The sequence below is a fragment of the Absiella sp. AM29-15 genome (genome assembly GCF_003434225.1).
Lineage (GTDB): Bacteria > Bacillota_I > Bacilli_A > Erysipelotrichales > Erysipelotrichaceae > Hoskinsella > Hoskinsella hominis.
The window spans coordinates 58,606-74,684 of record NZ_QVFL01000002.1; the positions used below are offsets into that span (position 1 = coordinate 58,606).

At 35.6% G+C, this 16,079-nt stretch carries 13 protein-coding genes and 1 pseudogene; all 14 read left to right on the forward strand.

Annotation, left to right across the window (positions count from 1 at the left end; all coding sequences use genetic code 11):
* Window positions 1-149: 149 nt before the first annotated feature.
* Window positions 150-1,574 (forward strand): Wadjet anti-phage system protein JetA family protein, encoded by a 1,425-nt coding sequence (locus DW761_RS02375; protein ID WP_117454273.1) that lies wholly within the window; start codon window positions 150-152, stop codon window positions 1,572-1,574.
* Window positions 1,571-2,203: a DUF4194 domain-containing protein gene (locus DW761_RS02380; protein ID WP_117454272.1), complete on the forward strand. Its 633-nt coding sequence runs from the start codon at window positions 1,571-1,573 to the stop codon at window positions 2,201-2,203. The genes DW761_RS02375 and DW761_RS02380 overlap by 4 nt, the downstream gene beginning before the upstream one ends.
* Window positions 2,175-5,486 (forward strand): ATP-binding protein, encoded by a 3,312-nt coding sequence (locus tag DW761_RS02385; protein WP_233511368.1) that lies wholly within the window; start codon window positions 2,175-2,177, stop codon window positions 5,484-5,486. Before DW761_RS02380 ends, DW761_RS02385 begins: the two co-directional genes overlap by 29 nt.
* Window positions 5,455-6,696, forward strand: coding sequence for a Wadjet anti-phage system protein JetD domain-containing protein (locus tag DW761_RS02390; RefSeq protein ID WP_117454271.1), 1,242 nt, complete (start codon window positions 5,455-5,457; stop codon window positions 6,694-6,696). The genes DW761_RS02385 and DW761_RS02390 overlap by 32 nt, the downstream gene beginning before the upstream one ends.
* A gap of 220 nt (window positions 6,697-6,916) precedes the next feature.
* A pseudogene (locus DW761_RS21800) lies at window positions 6,917-8,038 on the forward strand (acyl-CoA dehydrogenase); the annotation flags it as partial.
* Between the two features lie 84 nt (window positions 8,039-8,122).
* Window positions 8,123-8,824, forward strand: a complete 702-nt coding sequence (locus DW761_RS21805) for an FAD-binding protein (protein WP_394336493.1) — start codon at window positions 8,123-8,125, stop codon at window positions 8,822-8,824.
* A gap of 12 nt (window positions 8,825-8,836) precedes the next feature.
* Complete coding sequence (locus DW761_RS02400) at window positions 8,837-10,039, forward strand: FprA family A-type flavoprotein (protein ID WP_117454269.1); 1,203 nt, start codon at window positions 8,837-8,839, stop codon at window positions 10,037-10,039.
* Between the two features lie 90 nt (window positions 10,040-10,129).
* Complete coding sequence (locus DW761_RS02405; RefSeq protein ID WP_117454268.1) at window positions 10,130-10,795, forward strand: MmcQ/YjbR family DNA-binding protein; 666 nt, start codon at window positions 10,130-10,132, stop codon at window positions 10,793-10,795.
* A 187-nt stretch (window positions 10,796-10,982) separates the two neighbouring features.
* Window positions 10,983-12,401 carry a hypothetical protein gene (locus DW761_RS02410; RefSeq protein WP_117454267.1) on the forward strand — a complete coding sequence of 473 codons (1,419 nt, stop codon included), beginning with the start codon at window positions 10,983-10,985 and terminating at the stop codon, window positions 12,399-12,401.
* Window positions 12,402-12,458: 57 nt separating this feature from the next.
* Window positions 12,459-12,974 (forward strand): HD domain-containing protein, encoded by a 516-nt coding sequence (locus DW761_RS02415; RefSeq protein ID WP_117454266.1) that lies wholly within the window; start codon window positions 12,459-12,461, stop codon window positions 12,972-12,974.
* The gene (rlmH, locus tag DW761_RS02420) at window positions 12,971-13,447 is read left to right on the forward strand and encodes a 23S rRNA (pseudouridine(1915)-N(3))-methyltransferase RlmH (RefSeq protein WP_117454265.1); all 477 of its coding nucleotides are present in this window, start codon (window positions 12,971-12,973) and stop codon (window positions 13,445-13,447) included. Before DW761_RS02415 ends, rlmH begins: the two co-directional genes overlap by 4 nt.
* 10 nt (window positions 13,448-13,457) lie before the next feature.
* On the forward strand, window positions 13,458-14,540 hold the full coding sequence (locus tag DW761_RS02425; protein ID WP_117454264.1) for an enhanced serine sensitivity protein SseB C-terminal domain-containing protein: 1,083 nt from the start codon (window positions 13,458-13,460) through the stop codon (window positions 14,538-14,540).
* Between the two features lie 101 nt (window positions 14,541-14,641).
* Window positions 14,642-15,010 carry a winged helix-turn-helix domain-containing protein gene (locus DW761_RS02430; protein WP_117454263.1) on the forward strand — a complete coding sequence of 123 codons (369 nt, stop codon included), beginning with the start codon at window positions 14,642-14,644 and terminating at the stop codon, window positions 15,008-15,010.
* Window positions 15,000-15,668, forward strand: coding sequence for a nitroreductase family protein (locus DW761_RS02435; protein WP_207732834.1), 669 nt, complete (start codon window positions 15,000-15,002; stop codon window positions 15,666-15,668). Before DW761_RS02430 ends, DW761_RS02435 begins: the two co-directional genes overlap by 11 nt.
* Window positions 15,669-16,079: the final 411 nt, after the last annotated feature.

A 16,079-nucleotide genomic window follows, 5' to 3' on the forward strand; every position in this document is an offset into this window, starting at 1 on the left:
CATAAATTATTTATGATACTTTATATTTCATTCATAATCAAAATTTTCTTAATTAAAGGAGTAAGTCATAATGAAACAGGTAATTCTTTATGGATATTTTTCAAGTATTCATGTAAAATAAAAGGACGAGGTTTATCGGAGGTGAAGTTATGTCACTATTTGAAAAGATGGATGCATCTTTTTTTACGATACTGGTGTCAAAAAATAAAGATAGGTATGTGGATTTATTATTAGAAATCCATGATTGTATATATCGAAATCAAACAATGAGTATGGAACGTTCCCTGCTTGTGGATTTATTAGAAGAATACGTGAAAGACCGTGAAATATCGTTAGATTTTAAAGAGGAAGAAGAGTATGCGCAAATAGAAACAGAACTTAGGCAGGAAAAGGATACGTATGGAAAAGATATCCAGTTTTTATTGCGCCTGTTTGAAAAACATGGCTGGATCAATGTAGATTTACATATGGATACGATGAAGAAAATGGTGTCTTTGCCTTATCACAGCCGCGTATTTATCACATTTGTGAATGATATTATCAAAGAGCGTGAACAGATTGGATATATGATTCGTATTCATGCGTCTTTAAAAGATATGGAAGATCCAATGAAAATTGAGGACAGCTATCAGCATATCCGTAATGCCTATGCAGATTTTAAAGAGCTAATCTTAACACTTGAACAGACCAATGCCAGAATCCGTGATTATTATGCCATTCAGGTGAAAAAAGTATCGACGAAAATATATCATGATTTCTTTGATGTATACTATGGGGATATTGTGGAAGGATATGTGTTCCCAACACTTGTAGAGGATAGTTTAAAACGTTTTAAAAATCCAGTTGCCAATATATTGGAAACACTGCTTCATGATGAAACATTAAAGGAAAAAATCATTGACAGTGCTACCAGTCATTATCGAGTAAATGGCCGTGATCATGCGAAAAAATCAATTGAGTCTATGTTATATGCGATGTATAACGATTTAAATATTGTGGAAAATCTGACAGCTCAGCTTGTAAATAGTGATGCAAGTTATCGTCGACTTGCGAAACAGAAAATTATGTATTTATGTAATAGTGATCAAGGCTTAAAAGGAAAACTTGTGGAACTGATTCATCATATGAAGGAAGAACCACAAATTACCTCAGATATGATTTCACAGACCATGAATATTCAAAAGACACAATATATACCAAAGAATGAGGTGTATTCCTTCGCCAAACGTAAACGTAAACAAAGCGAAGATATCATGCGTTTCACCTTTGATGAAGAAGCACCTGATCAAAGCCAGCTGGAAGAAAAAATAGGCTTAGATCGTTATGAACGCTTCACAAAAGAAAAAGTGGCGGCTTATTATAAAGATAAATTAAAAGATCAGTCTGCCGGTAAATTAAAGGATATCGGGGTAAAAGATATGGATGATTATATACGATCTATTCTGATTTATGTCTATGGACGAGATCGAAAGATGGATATAGAGGCTACACTTCTGCCAAATGAAACACAAGGTATTGAAGAAGGTAACTTCCACTATCCAAATCTATTAATAAGAAAGAAGGGCGATTCATGAAAGTAGAAACATTAATGGAAAATCAACGTGAAGAATTTTCACGTATCGTGAATATTTTATTAGCTGAAAATTGTGTTTATCAGTACAATAAAATCAAGAATTTTGAGAAAAAAGAACGCAATGAGGACTATACATTTATTTCAGATCATTGGGAATACTTTGATGAATATTTACGATATGCAGGATGGATCCTTCAAAAAGATCGTTCTTCCTATATGGGGATGATTTATATCACAAATGAGCGGGAAGACTGTGCATGTAAATATCAGTTGAATATGTTGGAAACGATGTTCCTATTGATTTTACGTAATTATTATGAAGAAAAAATGCTGGAATTAGATGCCTCCTTAACGATACGTATCACAACCAATGAACTGCTTCGATTGTTGGTGGATGTATTTGCGCTTGTGTCCTCAAAACCATCTTCTACCATGATTTCTTCTGCGATCATGACGTTACAAAGATTGAATGTGGTACAGCGATATCACGTTGAGGAAGAGGAATATCTGTGGGTTTTACCATATATCACTTGTGTATTAACTCCAGAGCATATAGATCATATCTTAAAGAATATACATAACGAGGAAGAAGGTGATGAAGATGAAACTGAAGAAAATGCTATTGATTAACTGGCTGTACTATGAGAAAGTCATGTTAGATTTTGATGATATCGTATTTTTAAGTGGAAAAACCGGTGAAGGAAAATCTGCGCTGATTGATGCGATGCAGATCGTCATATTAGGAAAAACAGATAAATCTTTATTTAATAAATCCGCCAATGATAAAACCACACGAGATTTGATGGGATATCTGAAAGGAAAGTATAAAAACGGTACCTATAAACGAGATAAAGGCTTCTTCAGTTCTCATCTTTGTATGCAATTTGAAGATGAAAAAGGTCAGACATATTGCTTTGGTATCGTCTTTGATTGCGAAGGTGCCACAAGAAATGAAATGGATTATCGTTTCTATATGATGAATCATCCAATTCCTGAACATGAATTTGTGGAAAGTGATGGATTGCTGGATCATGAAAAACGAGTATATGATATCCGCCGCATGAAAAAGTTTTTAGACAGCTTTTCTGATCGAGGATGCCGTATGTTTACGACCAATACCGATTATCGTAATTACTTTAAACAACGTATGATGATCAAAGATGAACGTTTCTTTGATGTATTTAAAATGGCAGTTGCCTATACACCAATGATGAATATATCAGAGTTTATCGTAAAAAATATCTGTCAGGAAGAAGAAGATTTAAATCTGGAAGAAATGCAGGAAGAAATTCAGGATTATCGCCAGATGAAGGAACAATTAGAAACTGTACAATCTAAGAAGGAGCAACTACAGATCATTCATGATAAATATATGGATATCCTGCAGGATAAAGAACGCTTTGATACTTTAGCGATAGAACAACAAGCCATAAACTATCAAATGATGGTATTGGAGCATGAACAGGTGGTTGCATCTTATCATCAACACAATGAAGAATTTCAGACACTAAAACAACAACGTGCACAAAGTGCTGCAGAATATGAGGTAGTAGAAAAACAGCTGGAAGAAATAAAAGATAAGCGTAAAGATAATGCTGCGGATATTTTGGAACGTAAAATTCAAAACTGTCAGAATCAATGGGATATTCACCATGAGGATGTCAGTGTTGTGAGTGAGCAGTTAATCCAGAAGGGCAAAGATCTGGATGAACAGCTGGAAACTTTAGAAGATATTGAAGATGAGGAGCTGCTTGCATTAGAAGAAGGAATTTCATCAACACAGCGTTTAATGGTCAGAAAGTCCATCAATCAGGTGGAACATCTGGAACGTTTTGATTTAGATGAATATAAGACACTTTATGAAAATCTGCAAAACATAGATGAACATGTTGTAAATTGTAGAAGTAATCTGAAAAATGCATTGGTAAAACAACAGGAAGAAATGAAAGAGCTGCTAGTGAAGAAACAAAAGCTGGAAAATGGAAAGAAACCATATTCTAAACAACTTCTTTTATTCAAAGAAGAACTACAAAAACGTTTATCCATGTTGCATCAAAAAGAAATTTCAGTAACCATATTGGCAGACCATATTACCATCAAAGATGAAACATGGCGAAATGCAATTGAAGGATACATCCGTAATCAAAAATTAAATCTGATTGTAGATGAAGCATACTTTATGGATGCCTATCGAATGTATCGTTCTATGAAAAATGAATTAGATATTCATACATATTCCATTGTCGATCAGGCTAAAGCAAAACCAGGACCTGACTTAGATACAACCACCTTATATGATCATGTGGAAGTCGATCGTGAAGATTTAAAGCCGTATGTGAAATACTTGTTGGGAAGAGTCGCATGTTGTGAAAAGGAAGCAGATATTCGTAAATATCACACCAGCATTACACCAGATTGTATGTTGTATAGTGGCTATGCGATTTCTCATATGAATCCCAACCATTATAAAATCCCATTTATCGGGGCGGATTCCCTTGAAAAACAATTGATTGAAGTTGAACGTGAAATAAAAGAAAACCAACAACACGAAGCACAATTACAACAGCTTTATGATATCGTGAAGGATATTCATATTGCGTATGTTATCAATGATGATTTTATCCGTCAGGTAGAAGCCGCTATGACAAAGGCCGAACAAATGAATGCTTTGGAAAAAGAAATGAAAGAGCTGAAAGATGCGATGACGCCACAGTCTTTACAAGAATTAATGGATATTGATGAACAAATTAAGGCTACGCAAAAAGAAAGAAATCGTATTTATGGTATCCAGGTAGAACAGGGAAGCAATGCCAAACAACTAGAAAAAGAAATTACCAGCGATAACAAACGTATGCAGGAATTAGAAGAACGTTTGAAACAGAGTGAAAAACCAGTTTATGGTATCCCTGATAGTATCGCAAATATTAAAGAACTGGATAAAATGATACAAAGAAAACAACAGATAGATAGTCAGTATAAGCATCTGGAAAATTCTTTAGGTATTGATCAGATGGAATTAAAGAGCCAAAAGGAACAATATAATCTGATGTTTCGCATTCATTTAGATCCATCCTTTGCGAGTGAAGATTATGAACGAGAATATGAGAAGTTTGCGCAGAATGTGGTAGAAGGATATATAGAGAAATGTCATCTTGCTGAACAGAAAGCATATGAATGTTTCCAAAACAATTTCTTTAATGCCTTAAACAGTAAGATTGAAAATGTAAAAATGCAAATCGACCGATTAAATCGTTCTATCAAACGTCATCAGTTTGGCCGCTCTCAATATGAATTCGTTTGTACCTGTAACGAAGATTATCGTGAATACTATAATCTGATTACCAACAAAGAATTAAATGGTCATAACTTATTAAATACGCATGTGTATGAAGAAAATGAAGAATTAATACGGGAATTGTTTGATAAAATATCCGCATTATCATCTTTAAATGATCCTAAGGCATATCATGAATTAGAAAAAGAAGTGAAGATGTTATCACGCTTTACGACCTATCTGAAATTTGATATTCTAGAGAATGGAAATTCGCTTGGAAAGACCATCGGATCAAGTTCAGGTGGAGAAACACAAACACCATTTTATGTGGCTGTTTTAGTATCATTATTTAGTGTTTATGATGGACCAGCAGGTGGCTTACAATTAGCTGTATTTGATGAGGCCTTTGATAAGATGGATAATGAGCGAATTGAGGAATGTATCAATCTATTGAAGTCTTTAGGCTTTCAGGCAATCATTGTTACACCAACCGATAAAATCTCTAATTTAAGCAGAGTGGCGGATATGACGTTGATTGCGACAAGTGATGAACGTAACCATCAACGTGTATCTACCGTAACCAAATGGACCCAGAAAGAGGCAATACATGAGCAAGCATCAGAAGCAGTTATTGGATAAACTGATTCAGAAGTACGAAAACAGTGCCCATGCCAATCCCAATAAAGATAACAGTAAGCGTCGAATCATGTTTCATTTGAAAAGCTATCATGCATATGATGTACAGGATTTTGATAGTGTGGAAGAAATCAATGCGGATATGGAAGAACTGCAAAACAAAGGATATATTCAAATTGTGTATGATCAAGAACATACCAACCATATGAAAACCATCATATTAAATCTGGAGCATGTGAATGATATCTATCAGGAATACTATGGTAAACAATCGAAAAATGATGAAGCGCAACAATTATCACAATTACTTCATGACTATCAGGAAAAGATAAAAACTCCATGGATACAATCATTTATTCAGGATGAACAAGCATATCTTGTAAAAAATGGAACTTTGCATAAATATGTGGGAAAAGATATGGAGCATATCAAACAGCTTTTTATGGTACTTGACTATATTGATGAAGGGCGAAATAACTTTATGCGTGCGATGTCCAATGCTCTCTTTCATGATACCAAGTACTTTGAAAATGAACTAAAAAGTAGCTTCTTATCACTGATTCATCGATATGAACCTAATTATCTTATGGCAAAAGCAGATGATTATGAAATGCGGGAAAGTGAGATATTTCGCAGTCTTGGATTTCAATTATATCCAGAGGAATTTGCATGGTGTGCGCCTATTCAACTCTATTTAAAAGATGGTACTTGTATCGATACAACCCCATTTCAAAAAGGGTTTATCCTAAATGGAGATATGCTTTCTGATATAGAACATATGGAAATACAGGCAAAGCGTTTGGTGCTGATTGAAAATAAAGCGAATTATTATAGCCGTATCAAAGAAAAACGACCAGATGAAGCAATCGTATTTGCAGGTGGTCATTTTAGTCCTGTTAGAAAACAATTATATGAATGTATGCGGGAAGGATTTCATGGAGAAATATATTTATCCTCCGATATCGATTTAGGTGGATTTTTGATGTTTGCACGATTAAAAGAGGAAGTATTTCCTAATTTAAAGCCTTATCATATGTCACTTGATATTTATGAAAAATATTTGAAATATGCAAGAAGTGTGGATGAAGCCTATCTTGATAAGATAGAAAAAGCACGAGATCGTGAAGATTTGACAATCTTTCATGATGTAATGGATGCGATTTTAAAGCATAGAAAAGCACTTGAACAAGAAGCGATGATTATAAAGTCGTGAAGTTTTAGAATAAATCAGACTTGCCGATAAGGCAGGTCTTTTCTTTTTTATAAACATAAAAATAATTCTTAGAAAAGTTTTAAGAATTATGAGCGTTTTAGTTGTATAAGCGCTTACATATATGTTATCCTATCGGTGTAAGAGGCATAGAACCTAAAAAGCGAGTAGCTGAAAGAACATCGTCATCATAGGTTAAGGTAAAAAGAGGAGGTATACGTTGATGAATTATGTAACAACACAACAACAGGAAGAATTACGTGCCAAAATCCGTGAGTTTGCGGAAACAGAAGTGAAACCAATCGCATTTATGCTGGATAAGGAAAATGAATTTCCTACGGAAGCAATCAAAAAACTTGGCAAAATGGGTCTAATGGGTATTCCATATCCTAAAGAATATGGAGGAGCTGGCTTAGATGTTGGAAGTTATGCAATTGCAGTAGAAGAATTGAGTCGTGTAGATGGTGGCACAGGGGTTATCCTATCTGCCCATGTATCATTAGGAAGCTGGCCAATCTTTGCATTTGGTACAGAAGAACAAAAACAAAAATATCTAGTACCACTTGCCAAAGGTGAAAAAATTGGTGCTTTTGGTTTAACAGAACCAAACGCTGGAAGTGATGCTGGTGGTACAGAAACAACAGCCGTATTACAAGGTGATCATTATATCTTGAATGGTAATAAAATCTTTATCACCAATGCGCCAAAAGCCGATACGTATGTGGTATTTGCGGTTACGACACCAAATATCGGCACAAAGGGAATCAGCGCTTTTATTGTGGAAAAAGGCTGGGAAGGATTTACATTTGGCGATCACTATGACAAGATGGGCATTCGTTCATCATCAACAGCAGAATTGATCTTCAATGATGTGAAGGTGCCAAAAGAAAACCTACTTGGTAAAGAAGGTCAGGGCTTTAAAATCGCAATGGCAACTTTGGATGGAGGACGTATTGGTATCGCATCTCAGGCTTTAGGTATTGCACAGGGTGCATTTGAACATGCGGTAGAATATGCGAAAGAACGTGAACAGTTTGGAAAACCAATTGCCCAGCAACAAATCATTTCCTTTAAGATTGCGGATATGGCTACCAAGCTTCGCTGTGCAAGATTCTTAGTATATAGCGCCGCAGAATTAAAAGAACATCATGAACCATATGGTATGGAATCTGCCATGGCAAAACAATATGCTTCTGATATCTGTTTAGAGGTTGTCAATGATGCATTACAGGTATTTGGAGGCAGTGGATATTTGAAGGGTATGGAAGTAGAACGTGCATATCGTGACGCAAAAATTTGTACAATTTATGAAGGTACCAATGAAATCCAGCGTGTGGTTATCGCATCACATATCTTAGGTAAACCTAAAAAGAAAGATCGTGCTGCCACAAAAGCAGCTCCAACAGACATTACTGGTATGCGTAAGAAAATGATTTTTAAAGATGGCAGCGCAGAAGAAAAAGTCGCAAAATTAGTGGAATCATTAAAAGCTGATGGTTATGATTTCACAGTTGGTATTCCACTAGATACACCAATTACACAGGCTGAACGTGTTGTCAGTGCCGGAAAAGGTATTGGATCAAAAGAAAATATGAAATTAATTGAAGCACTGGCAAAACAGGCAGGTGCAGCTATTGGATCATCAAGACCAGTTGCGGAAACATTAAAATATGTGCCAATTGATCGTTATGTGGGTATGTCAGGACAAAAATTCAGTGGCAATCTGTATATCGCATGTGGTATCTCAGGTGCCAGTCAGCATTTAAAAGGTATCAAAGATGCGACAACCATTGTGGCAATCAATACCAATAAAAATGCACCAATCTTTAAGAATGCCGATTATGGTATTGTTGGAGATGTCAATGAAATTCTGCCATTATTAACTGCTGCATTAGATAATGGAAAGCCAAAGAAGGCAGCACCACCAATGGTAAAAATGAAGAAACCATTTATCAAAAAAGATGCATTGCCATACAAACTGCATGTTTGCAATGGATGTGGATATGAATATGATGCAATGTTAGGTGATCCGGAAGCAGATATCGCACCAGGTACACCATTTGAACAATTGCCAGAAGACTGGATTTGCCCAGAATGTGGGGAAGCAAAAGGCCAGTTTATAGAAGAGTAGGAGGAAAAATCAATGGAATGCGTAAGAAAAGTATGTGATGATTTATATTGGGTAGGTGGAAATGACCATCGACTTGCGTTATTTGAAAATATTCATCCAATTCCAAGAGGTGTTTCCTATAACTCCTATCTTCTTTTGGATGAAAAAACAGTGCTGTTTGATACAGTTGATTGGTCTATTGGGCGCCAGTTCTTAGAAAATGTAGCAGCTGTATTAAAAGGACGAGATCTGGATTATCTGATTATTAATCATATGGAACCAGACCATGCGGCAAGTATAGAAGAAATCCTGTTGCGTTATCCAAATGTTACCGTGATTTCTACAGAAAAAGGCTTCCTGTTAATGCGCCAGTTTGGCTTTGATGTGGAAAAAATGGAAGAAGTAAAAGAAGGCGATACCAGATGTTTTGGTACACATACGATTACATTCGTAGAAGCACCTATGGTACACTGGCCAGAAGCCATGGTAAGCTTTGATATTACCAATGGTGTATTATTCTCCGCTGATGCCTTTGGCTCATTCGGTGCCTTAGATGGCAAGCTGTTTAATGATGAAGTGAACTTTGATCGTGATTGGATCGATGATGCTAGACGCTACTATACCAATATTGTTGGGAAATATGGTGCACATGTACAGGCATTATTGAAAAAAGCTGCGACGATCGATATCAAGATGATCTGTCCGCTTCATGGACCGGTATGGCGTAATGATTTAGGATATATCCTTGATAAATATCAACACTGGAGCACATATGAACCAGAAGAAAAAGGTGTATTAATTGCCTATGCTTCTATGTATGGAAATACTGAAAATGCCGCTCATGTGTTAGCCACAAAACTTGTGGAAAAAGGCATGCACAATGTAGCACTTTATGATGTATCAAATACACACGTATCCCAGCTGATTTCTGAAACCTTTAAATACAGTCATCTAGTATTAGCCAGTGTGACATATAATTTAGGTATCTATCCGGTTATGCATAATTTCCTTATGGATATGAAAGCATTAAATGTTCAAAAACGTGTGGTGGGTATCATTGAAAATGGTTCCTGGGCACCTAAATCAGGCAGCTTGATGAAAGAATGCTTAGATGAAATGAAACAGATGAGTATTCTGAATGAAGAATTATCCTTTGTATCCAGTATGAACGATGCAAATCGTAATGAAATGGATGCTTTGGTTGATGGTATTTTAGATTCCATGAAAGATGCTTAATGAATCAGACCTGTCGAATAGGCAGGTCTTTTTTGCATATACAGAAATTATGTTTATACGATATAATATAAGCATCAGGAGTTGACACAAATGGAAAATGAAGTAACCAGAAAAGCACGTTGTAATTTCCATAAGCTAATCGCATATGGTTTTGAAAAACAAGTAGGACAATACATATATCACACCATCATGATGGATGTTTTCAATGTGGAAATTCATGTTGATGAGGAAGGAAATTTAAGTGGAAAACTATATGATATGGAAAGTGGAGAAGAATATGTCAATCATCGGATCAAACAACAAACGGGAGAATTTGTGTCAAAAATGAGAGAAGCATATTTTGAAATTCTATATGATATTGTATCAAATTGTTACAATGCACAGCCATTTATAGGAAATCAGTCAAATAGAATCGCTGTATATCTGAAAGAAACCTATGGAACAACACCAGAGTTTTTGTGGAAAAAATATCCTGGACATGGCGTGTTTCGTAATACACAAAATCAAAAATGGTATGGTATTATTCTAAATATCCATGCGTCAAAAATTATGAATGAAGATAAAGAAATAGAAATTTTAGATGTAAAAATAAAACCAGAACAATTAGAAGAACTCTTAAATAAACCAGGATATTATCCAGCTTATCATATGAACAAAAAAAACTGGATCACACTGGTACTTGATGAAACACTCAGTGATGAAGAAATCAAACAGCACTTAGATGAGAGCTTTTATTTATCAAATTGTAAAAAATAAAATTGATATACGAGCTATCGTGTAAGCTTTTTGTTATCGTGGTATGATAATTTTTATAGTTGTGATTTACATAAGATGTAAATGAAATGAAAATAGTAAACATTTATCGAAAACGCTTGCAAAGTTGCCTTTCAAACAATATAATGGTATAGACCATATAAACAAAAATGAGGGAAGGTGAGTTTTCATGAAAACCAAGCAGAAAAAAGAGGGTGCAGTTGCATCGTTGAATCAGACGGTAGCATTCATTAATCGCTACGCCAAAGATCATCATGGACATCCTTTTCAGGATATCACTTCCTCTAATTTTATGACAATTTTATCAGGGGAAAATATCTGGAATTATATGAGTGCAGATAAAAAGACAATTGCCAATGGTATCCTGCTGGCAGCACAAAGCAAAAGCTATGATCAGATGTTGGCGGAAGCAAAACGTTTAAAATCAAAAACGGATGTTTTTATGCATACATATCTCATGGATGATGAAGAAAATATATATCAGGAGGTCTGCGCCAATCAATATGAACAAATCATGCTGGGAAAATCTGCATATGAAGGTATGGAAGATGAAATAAAAGCAGCTGTAAATGCAATCTTACAGGCAAATGGTGGCAGTACTTATGAACAAATGCTATCTGAAGCAAACAGTTTATCAAAAACAGTGGAAACTTTTTTATCATCACATATGATTGGTGAGGATGGAAGATGTTACTTCAGTGTGGATGCATCCAATTATCAGAAGATATTATCCGGGGAGATTGATTGGAATTTATTATCCCTTCGCACAAAAGAAGCAATTAACGCAAAGCTCAATCAGCCATATGAACAGCTATTGAATGTTGCGCAAATGCTGGATAGCTCCACAAAATCATTTGTTAAAGTGTATGTATCCAATCAAGATGGAGAAATCTATTCAGAAATTGATATTCATAATTATGAACAGATCATGCTTGGAAGAAGCTATTGGAAACGCATGTCAAAGATGGAAAAAGAAATCATTGATCAAATATTATTAAATTATGATTGTAAAATATATGAAGATTTTATCCTGGATGCTAAAGAAGTAGAATATATGTTACAGGAATTTATAAGTCTTTATATGAGTGATCAGAAGGGTGCTTTTCAAGAAGTCAGTGCAGAAAACTATTCCATTATTCTGTCAGGAGAAGAAGATTGGAATGCAATGTCTGAGGATGAAAAAAAGGCAATAAATCAACAGTTGTTGATGCAGGGAACACATACATATGAAGAAATGTTATCTCAGGCAAAATTGTTTTATAAAAATATTATTAGTTTTATCAAAACATATGCGAAAAAGAAACCAAATCCTGAAGATTTAACAAAGCAGCAAAAAGATGCTGTTCAGGCGATTATGGAAGAAAATAATTGTACATCTTACGATGATTTAAGAGCAATGGCTTCCTGTATGGTGGAAAGCTATCAAACACCAGTTCGTGTAATTCATAAACCAAAGGAAATAAAAAACACGGAAACAAAAGATAAAATCATGAAGCTGGAAGAAAAAGCATATAAAAGTACATTAGCTGTGGCAGGGGTTGTTTCCATTGCGGCGGCAGCTTTGCTTGGAAAAAAGAAGAAAAAGTAAGAAGTGAAAATATGGCAGTTTTACAAAAATTGTGATATAACATACCCAGGTGATGAGATGAAACAGGAACAATTACATTTTTTTAAAACTACAGTGGAAGAACTGCTGTCACAGGCATCTTTAAAACAGATGCAAAGTTATACGCAGCATGGTGATATTTCAACGCTGACACACAGCATTTTGGTTGCTTATTACAGTTATGCGATGAATTGTCATCTACACTTGCACAGTGATGAAAAAAGTCTGATTACAGGGGCATTATTACATGATTATTTCCTGTATGACTGGCATGAAAAAGAAAAATGGCATAAATGGCATGGCTTTCGTCATGCGAATTTCGCATATCATAATGCATTACGTGATTTTAATATCAATGCAAAAGAAGCAGAAATCATACGAAAACATATGTGGCCATTGACGATTATTCCCCCAACCTGTAGAGAGGCATGGGTTGTGAATGCTGTGGATACCTTTTCCAGTGTGATGGAAGTGTTGATTGCTCATCGTATCTTTCACACGTTAAAACGAAAATATATGCATCATCCACTCACCGTGTTAGGAGTAAGTATATGATAAAAATAGTGGCAGTAGGTAAGTTAAAAGAAAAAGCTCTGCGAATGCAGATTGAAGAATATGAAAAACGTCTTCGTCCGTTCACAAAACTGGAAATTGTAGAAGTGCCAGATGAAAATGCCCCACAAAGCAATAGTGAGGCGGAAAATGAAATCGTAAAGGATAAAGAAGGCGAACGTCTGTTAAGCAAAATCAAAGATGGAGAATATGTGATCTTATTAGATTTATGGGGAGAAATGATTGATAGCATCGCCTTTGCGAAGAAACTAGAATCTATACAGATCTATCAAAGTCCTAATATCACATTTGTTATAGCCGGCAGTCTGGGACCATCAAAAGAAGTTGTAAAACGTGCGGATTATCGCTGGAAACTAAGCGATTTGACATTTACACATCAAATGACCAGAGTCCTTGTATTAGAACAGATTTACAGAGGATATATGATTCAGCATCATAATCCATATCATAAATAAGGAGAACATTATGGATATTCAAAAACCAGTTACCAATCCTACCTTAGTGGAGGCAATGAAACACTATGATGAAACGCAAAGCCTGGAAGATTTAAATCATATGATTGATGAAGTCATGAAGGCAGATTTTTTATGTCCTGTAATGATGGATATCAAAGAAAAACCAGATGAAAATGGCACTGTTACATTAAAGGAATCTACAATCATTCAGTTTGCGATGATTTCTAATTCTAATAATGAAAGCTTCTTTTTGGCATTTACAGATTGGAAGGAATTAAAGAAATGGCAGGATGTCGCACAACAACAAACTGTTGTGATGCATTTTGATGATTATGCTTCCTTGGTTTTAAAGGAAGATGGAAACGCAAGTGGTTTTGTGATCAATCCATTCCATGAAAATAAACTGTTCACAAAAGATCTGATTGCGAATCTGAAACAGCAATTAGACGCAAGAACACATGTGCAAAAAGAACGTGTAGAAAAAGATGAAACGATAACTTATGGACAGCCAAAAGACGATCCCAATGAAATGGTACAGGCATTAAAAAAAGCTGCGAAAAGAATAAAAGATGTGCATGCGATCTATTTACAGTTTATGGTGCGAAATGCTGAAGAAAGCTGGCTGCTCATTGTGGATCATTGTGGAGATCAAACAACAGTATTTGATCAGTTAGCAAAAGCCGCAATGCCTTATAGAAAAGGATTTCCAATTTATTTTGTGCCGCTGCACGATGATTTTTCCATGAATGTAGTGAAAAATATAGAACCCTTCTATAAGACGTTATTTTATAAAAAACCAGTGATAAAACAAGCACCTGTTGCGATTATAGAAGATTGTTTCGCTATGAAAGATGGCTCCTGTGTATTAGGTGTAGATGTTGTACAGGGAAGCTTTCAGGAAGGTGATCTTGTGGACGTGATGGATGGACAGGAGATTCTTTTTGATTGTAAGATTGCAGGCATAGAGCAGCCAACAGGTCGTATAAAAACAGCTGGTGCTGATCGAAAAGGTAAATATGGTGCCCATTTTGGATTCTGGATCAAAGATCATACAAAAGAAGAATTTGAAAAAGGATATCAATTAAGAAAATAGCATGGGAACTTACCATGCTTTTTCTTTCGTCTTGATTTGCTTTACCAATGCGCAAAAGTATGAAATATCCTGTATAATACAAGGGATAAGGATGTGATCAAATGCAGGACAGCAAAGAAAAAATGAAACAGCTCGCAAAGGAATTTGCGAATTGTCGAACAGCATTTACTGCGATGGGAGATGAAAACCGTCAACTGATCATGATAAGTTTGATGTGTCATTTTGAAGGCATGCGTGTGAATGATATTGCGCAGGAAACTCACCTTTCCAGACCTGCGGTATCTCATCATTTAAAGGTGTTGAAGGAAGCGGGTATTGTGGAAATGTATTCTATTGGCACAAAAAATTTCTATCATATGAGTGGCAAGGAAGCAAACTGGAAACGTTTTACTGATTTGATACAGCATGTGGAAAAGCTGATGAATGAAATGAGCGAAGAGGAAAGAAACTGTGGAAAAAATGATGAATGAAGCAGCAATCTTACAAAAGCGCCATGCGATAAGAAAATATTCAAAAGAGGTTATTGATCAGGATACCATAAGAAAACTAAGACAAATGATAGAAGCCTGTAATAAAGAAAGTGGTTTACATATACGTATGTATCTTCAGGAGCCAAAGGCATTTCAAAGCTTTTTTACGCATTTTGGAAGGTTTTCAAATGTTGAAAACTATATCGCATTGATAGGAAAACCAGGTGAGAAACTGGAAGAAAACTGTGGCTATTATGGTGAAAAAATCGTATGTCAGGCCATCGCATTAGGACTTGATACCTGCTGGGTGGCAGGCAGTTTTCAAAGGAAACATATTCCCATACATGATGATGAACAATTATGTTGTGTCATAGCCATCGGTTATGGCAAAGAAAGTGGAAAACCTCATAAATCAAAACCAATAGAAGAACTTTGTGTGGCAGAAACTAAGATGCCATCATGGTTTTTAGATGGTATGCGATGTGTACAGATAGCACCAACTGCGATGAATAAACAACAATTTCAATTTACACTTCATCAAGATCATTGTGTAAGTGTAAAGGCATTATCAGGGAAATATTCAAAAATAGATTTAGGTATTGTGAAGTATCATTTTGAAGCAGGCGCTGGCCAGGCTGCATGGAAATGGAAAGATTGACTGAAATAATTTTCACAAAATAAATGATAAAATTTTCAATTTTGGGTTGACATAAAAGAAAAATCGGTGTAAATTAGAAGAAACCTACGACAAAGAGATAAAACATGTTGTGCGCTGATAGAGAGTCATGGATGGTGGAATCATGATAGAGATGCAGGCTTGTAAATGGACTTTGGAGGGCGAGGGGAAAAGCAAATGCTTAGTATCCAAGACGTGTGCTCGCGTTAAAGGGCTAGAAATGTGATAGCATTTTGAATGAGAGGATGTTTTAAAATAAGGAAAACATCAAATCAGGTGGTACCGCAGATGAAGATACAGCATCTGTCCTGAAGTCAAAAGACTTTTGGACGGGTGCTTTTTTTATAACAAAAGGGAGGTGGTCATTGTGTTAAACACAGGAGAATGGCGATG

Coding starts and splice junctions, on each gene's coding strand:
- DW761_RS02380 (WP_117454272.1), top strand. CDS start 1,571: ATGAAAGTAGAAACATTAATGGAAAATCAACGTGAAGAATTTTCACGT.
- DW761_RS02410 (WP_117454267.1), top strand. CDS start 10,983: ATGAAAACCAAGCAGAAAAAAGAGGGTGCAGTTGCATCGTTGAATCAG.
- DW761_RS02405 (WP_117454268.1), top strand. CDS start 10,130: ATGGAAAATGAAGTAACCAGAAAAGCACGTTGTAATTTCCATAAGCTA.
- DW761_RS02375 (WP_117454273.1), top strand. CDS start 150: ATGTCACTATTTGAAAAGATGGATGCATCTTTTTTTACGATACTGGTG.
- DW761_RS21805 (WP_394336493.1), top strand. CDS start 8,123: ATGATTTTTAAAGATGGCAGCGCAGAAGAAAAAGTCGCAAAATTAGTG.
- DW761_RS02415 (WP_117454266.1), top strand. CDS start 12,459: ATGAAACAGGAACAATTACATTTTTTTAAAACTACAGTGGAAGAACTG.
- DW761_RS02400 (WP_117454269.1), top strand. CDS start 8,837: ATGGAATGCGTAAGAAAAGTATGTGATGATTTATATTGGGTAGGTGGA.
- DW761_RS02430 (WP_117454263.1), top strand. CDS start 14,642: ATGCAGGACAGCAAAGAAAAAATGAAACAGCTCGCAAAGGAATTTGCG.
- DW761_RS02385 (WP_233511368.1), top strand. CDS start 2,175: ATGAAACTGAAGAAAATGCTATTGATTAACTGGCTGTACTATGAGAAA.
- rlmH (WP_117454265.1), top strand. CDS start 12,971: ATGATAAAAATAGTGGCAGTAGGTAAGTTAAAAGAAAAAGCTCTGCGA.
- DW761_RS02425 (WP_117454264.1), top strand. CDS start 13,458: ATGGATATTCAAAAACCAGTTACCAATCCTACCTTAGTGGAGGCAATG.
- DW761_RS02390 (WP_117454271.1), top strand. CDS start 5,455: ATGAGCAAGCATCAGAAGCAGTTATTGGATAAACTGATTCAGAAGTAC.
- DW761_RS02435 (WP_207732834.1), top strand. CDS start 15,000: ATGATGAATGAAGCAGCAATCTTACAAAAGCGCCATGCGATAAGAAAA.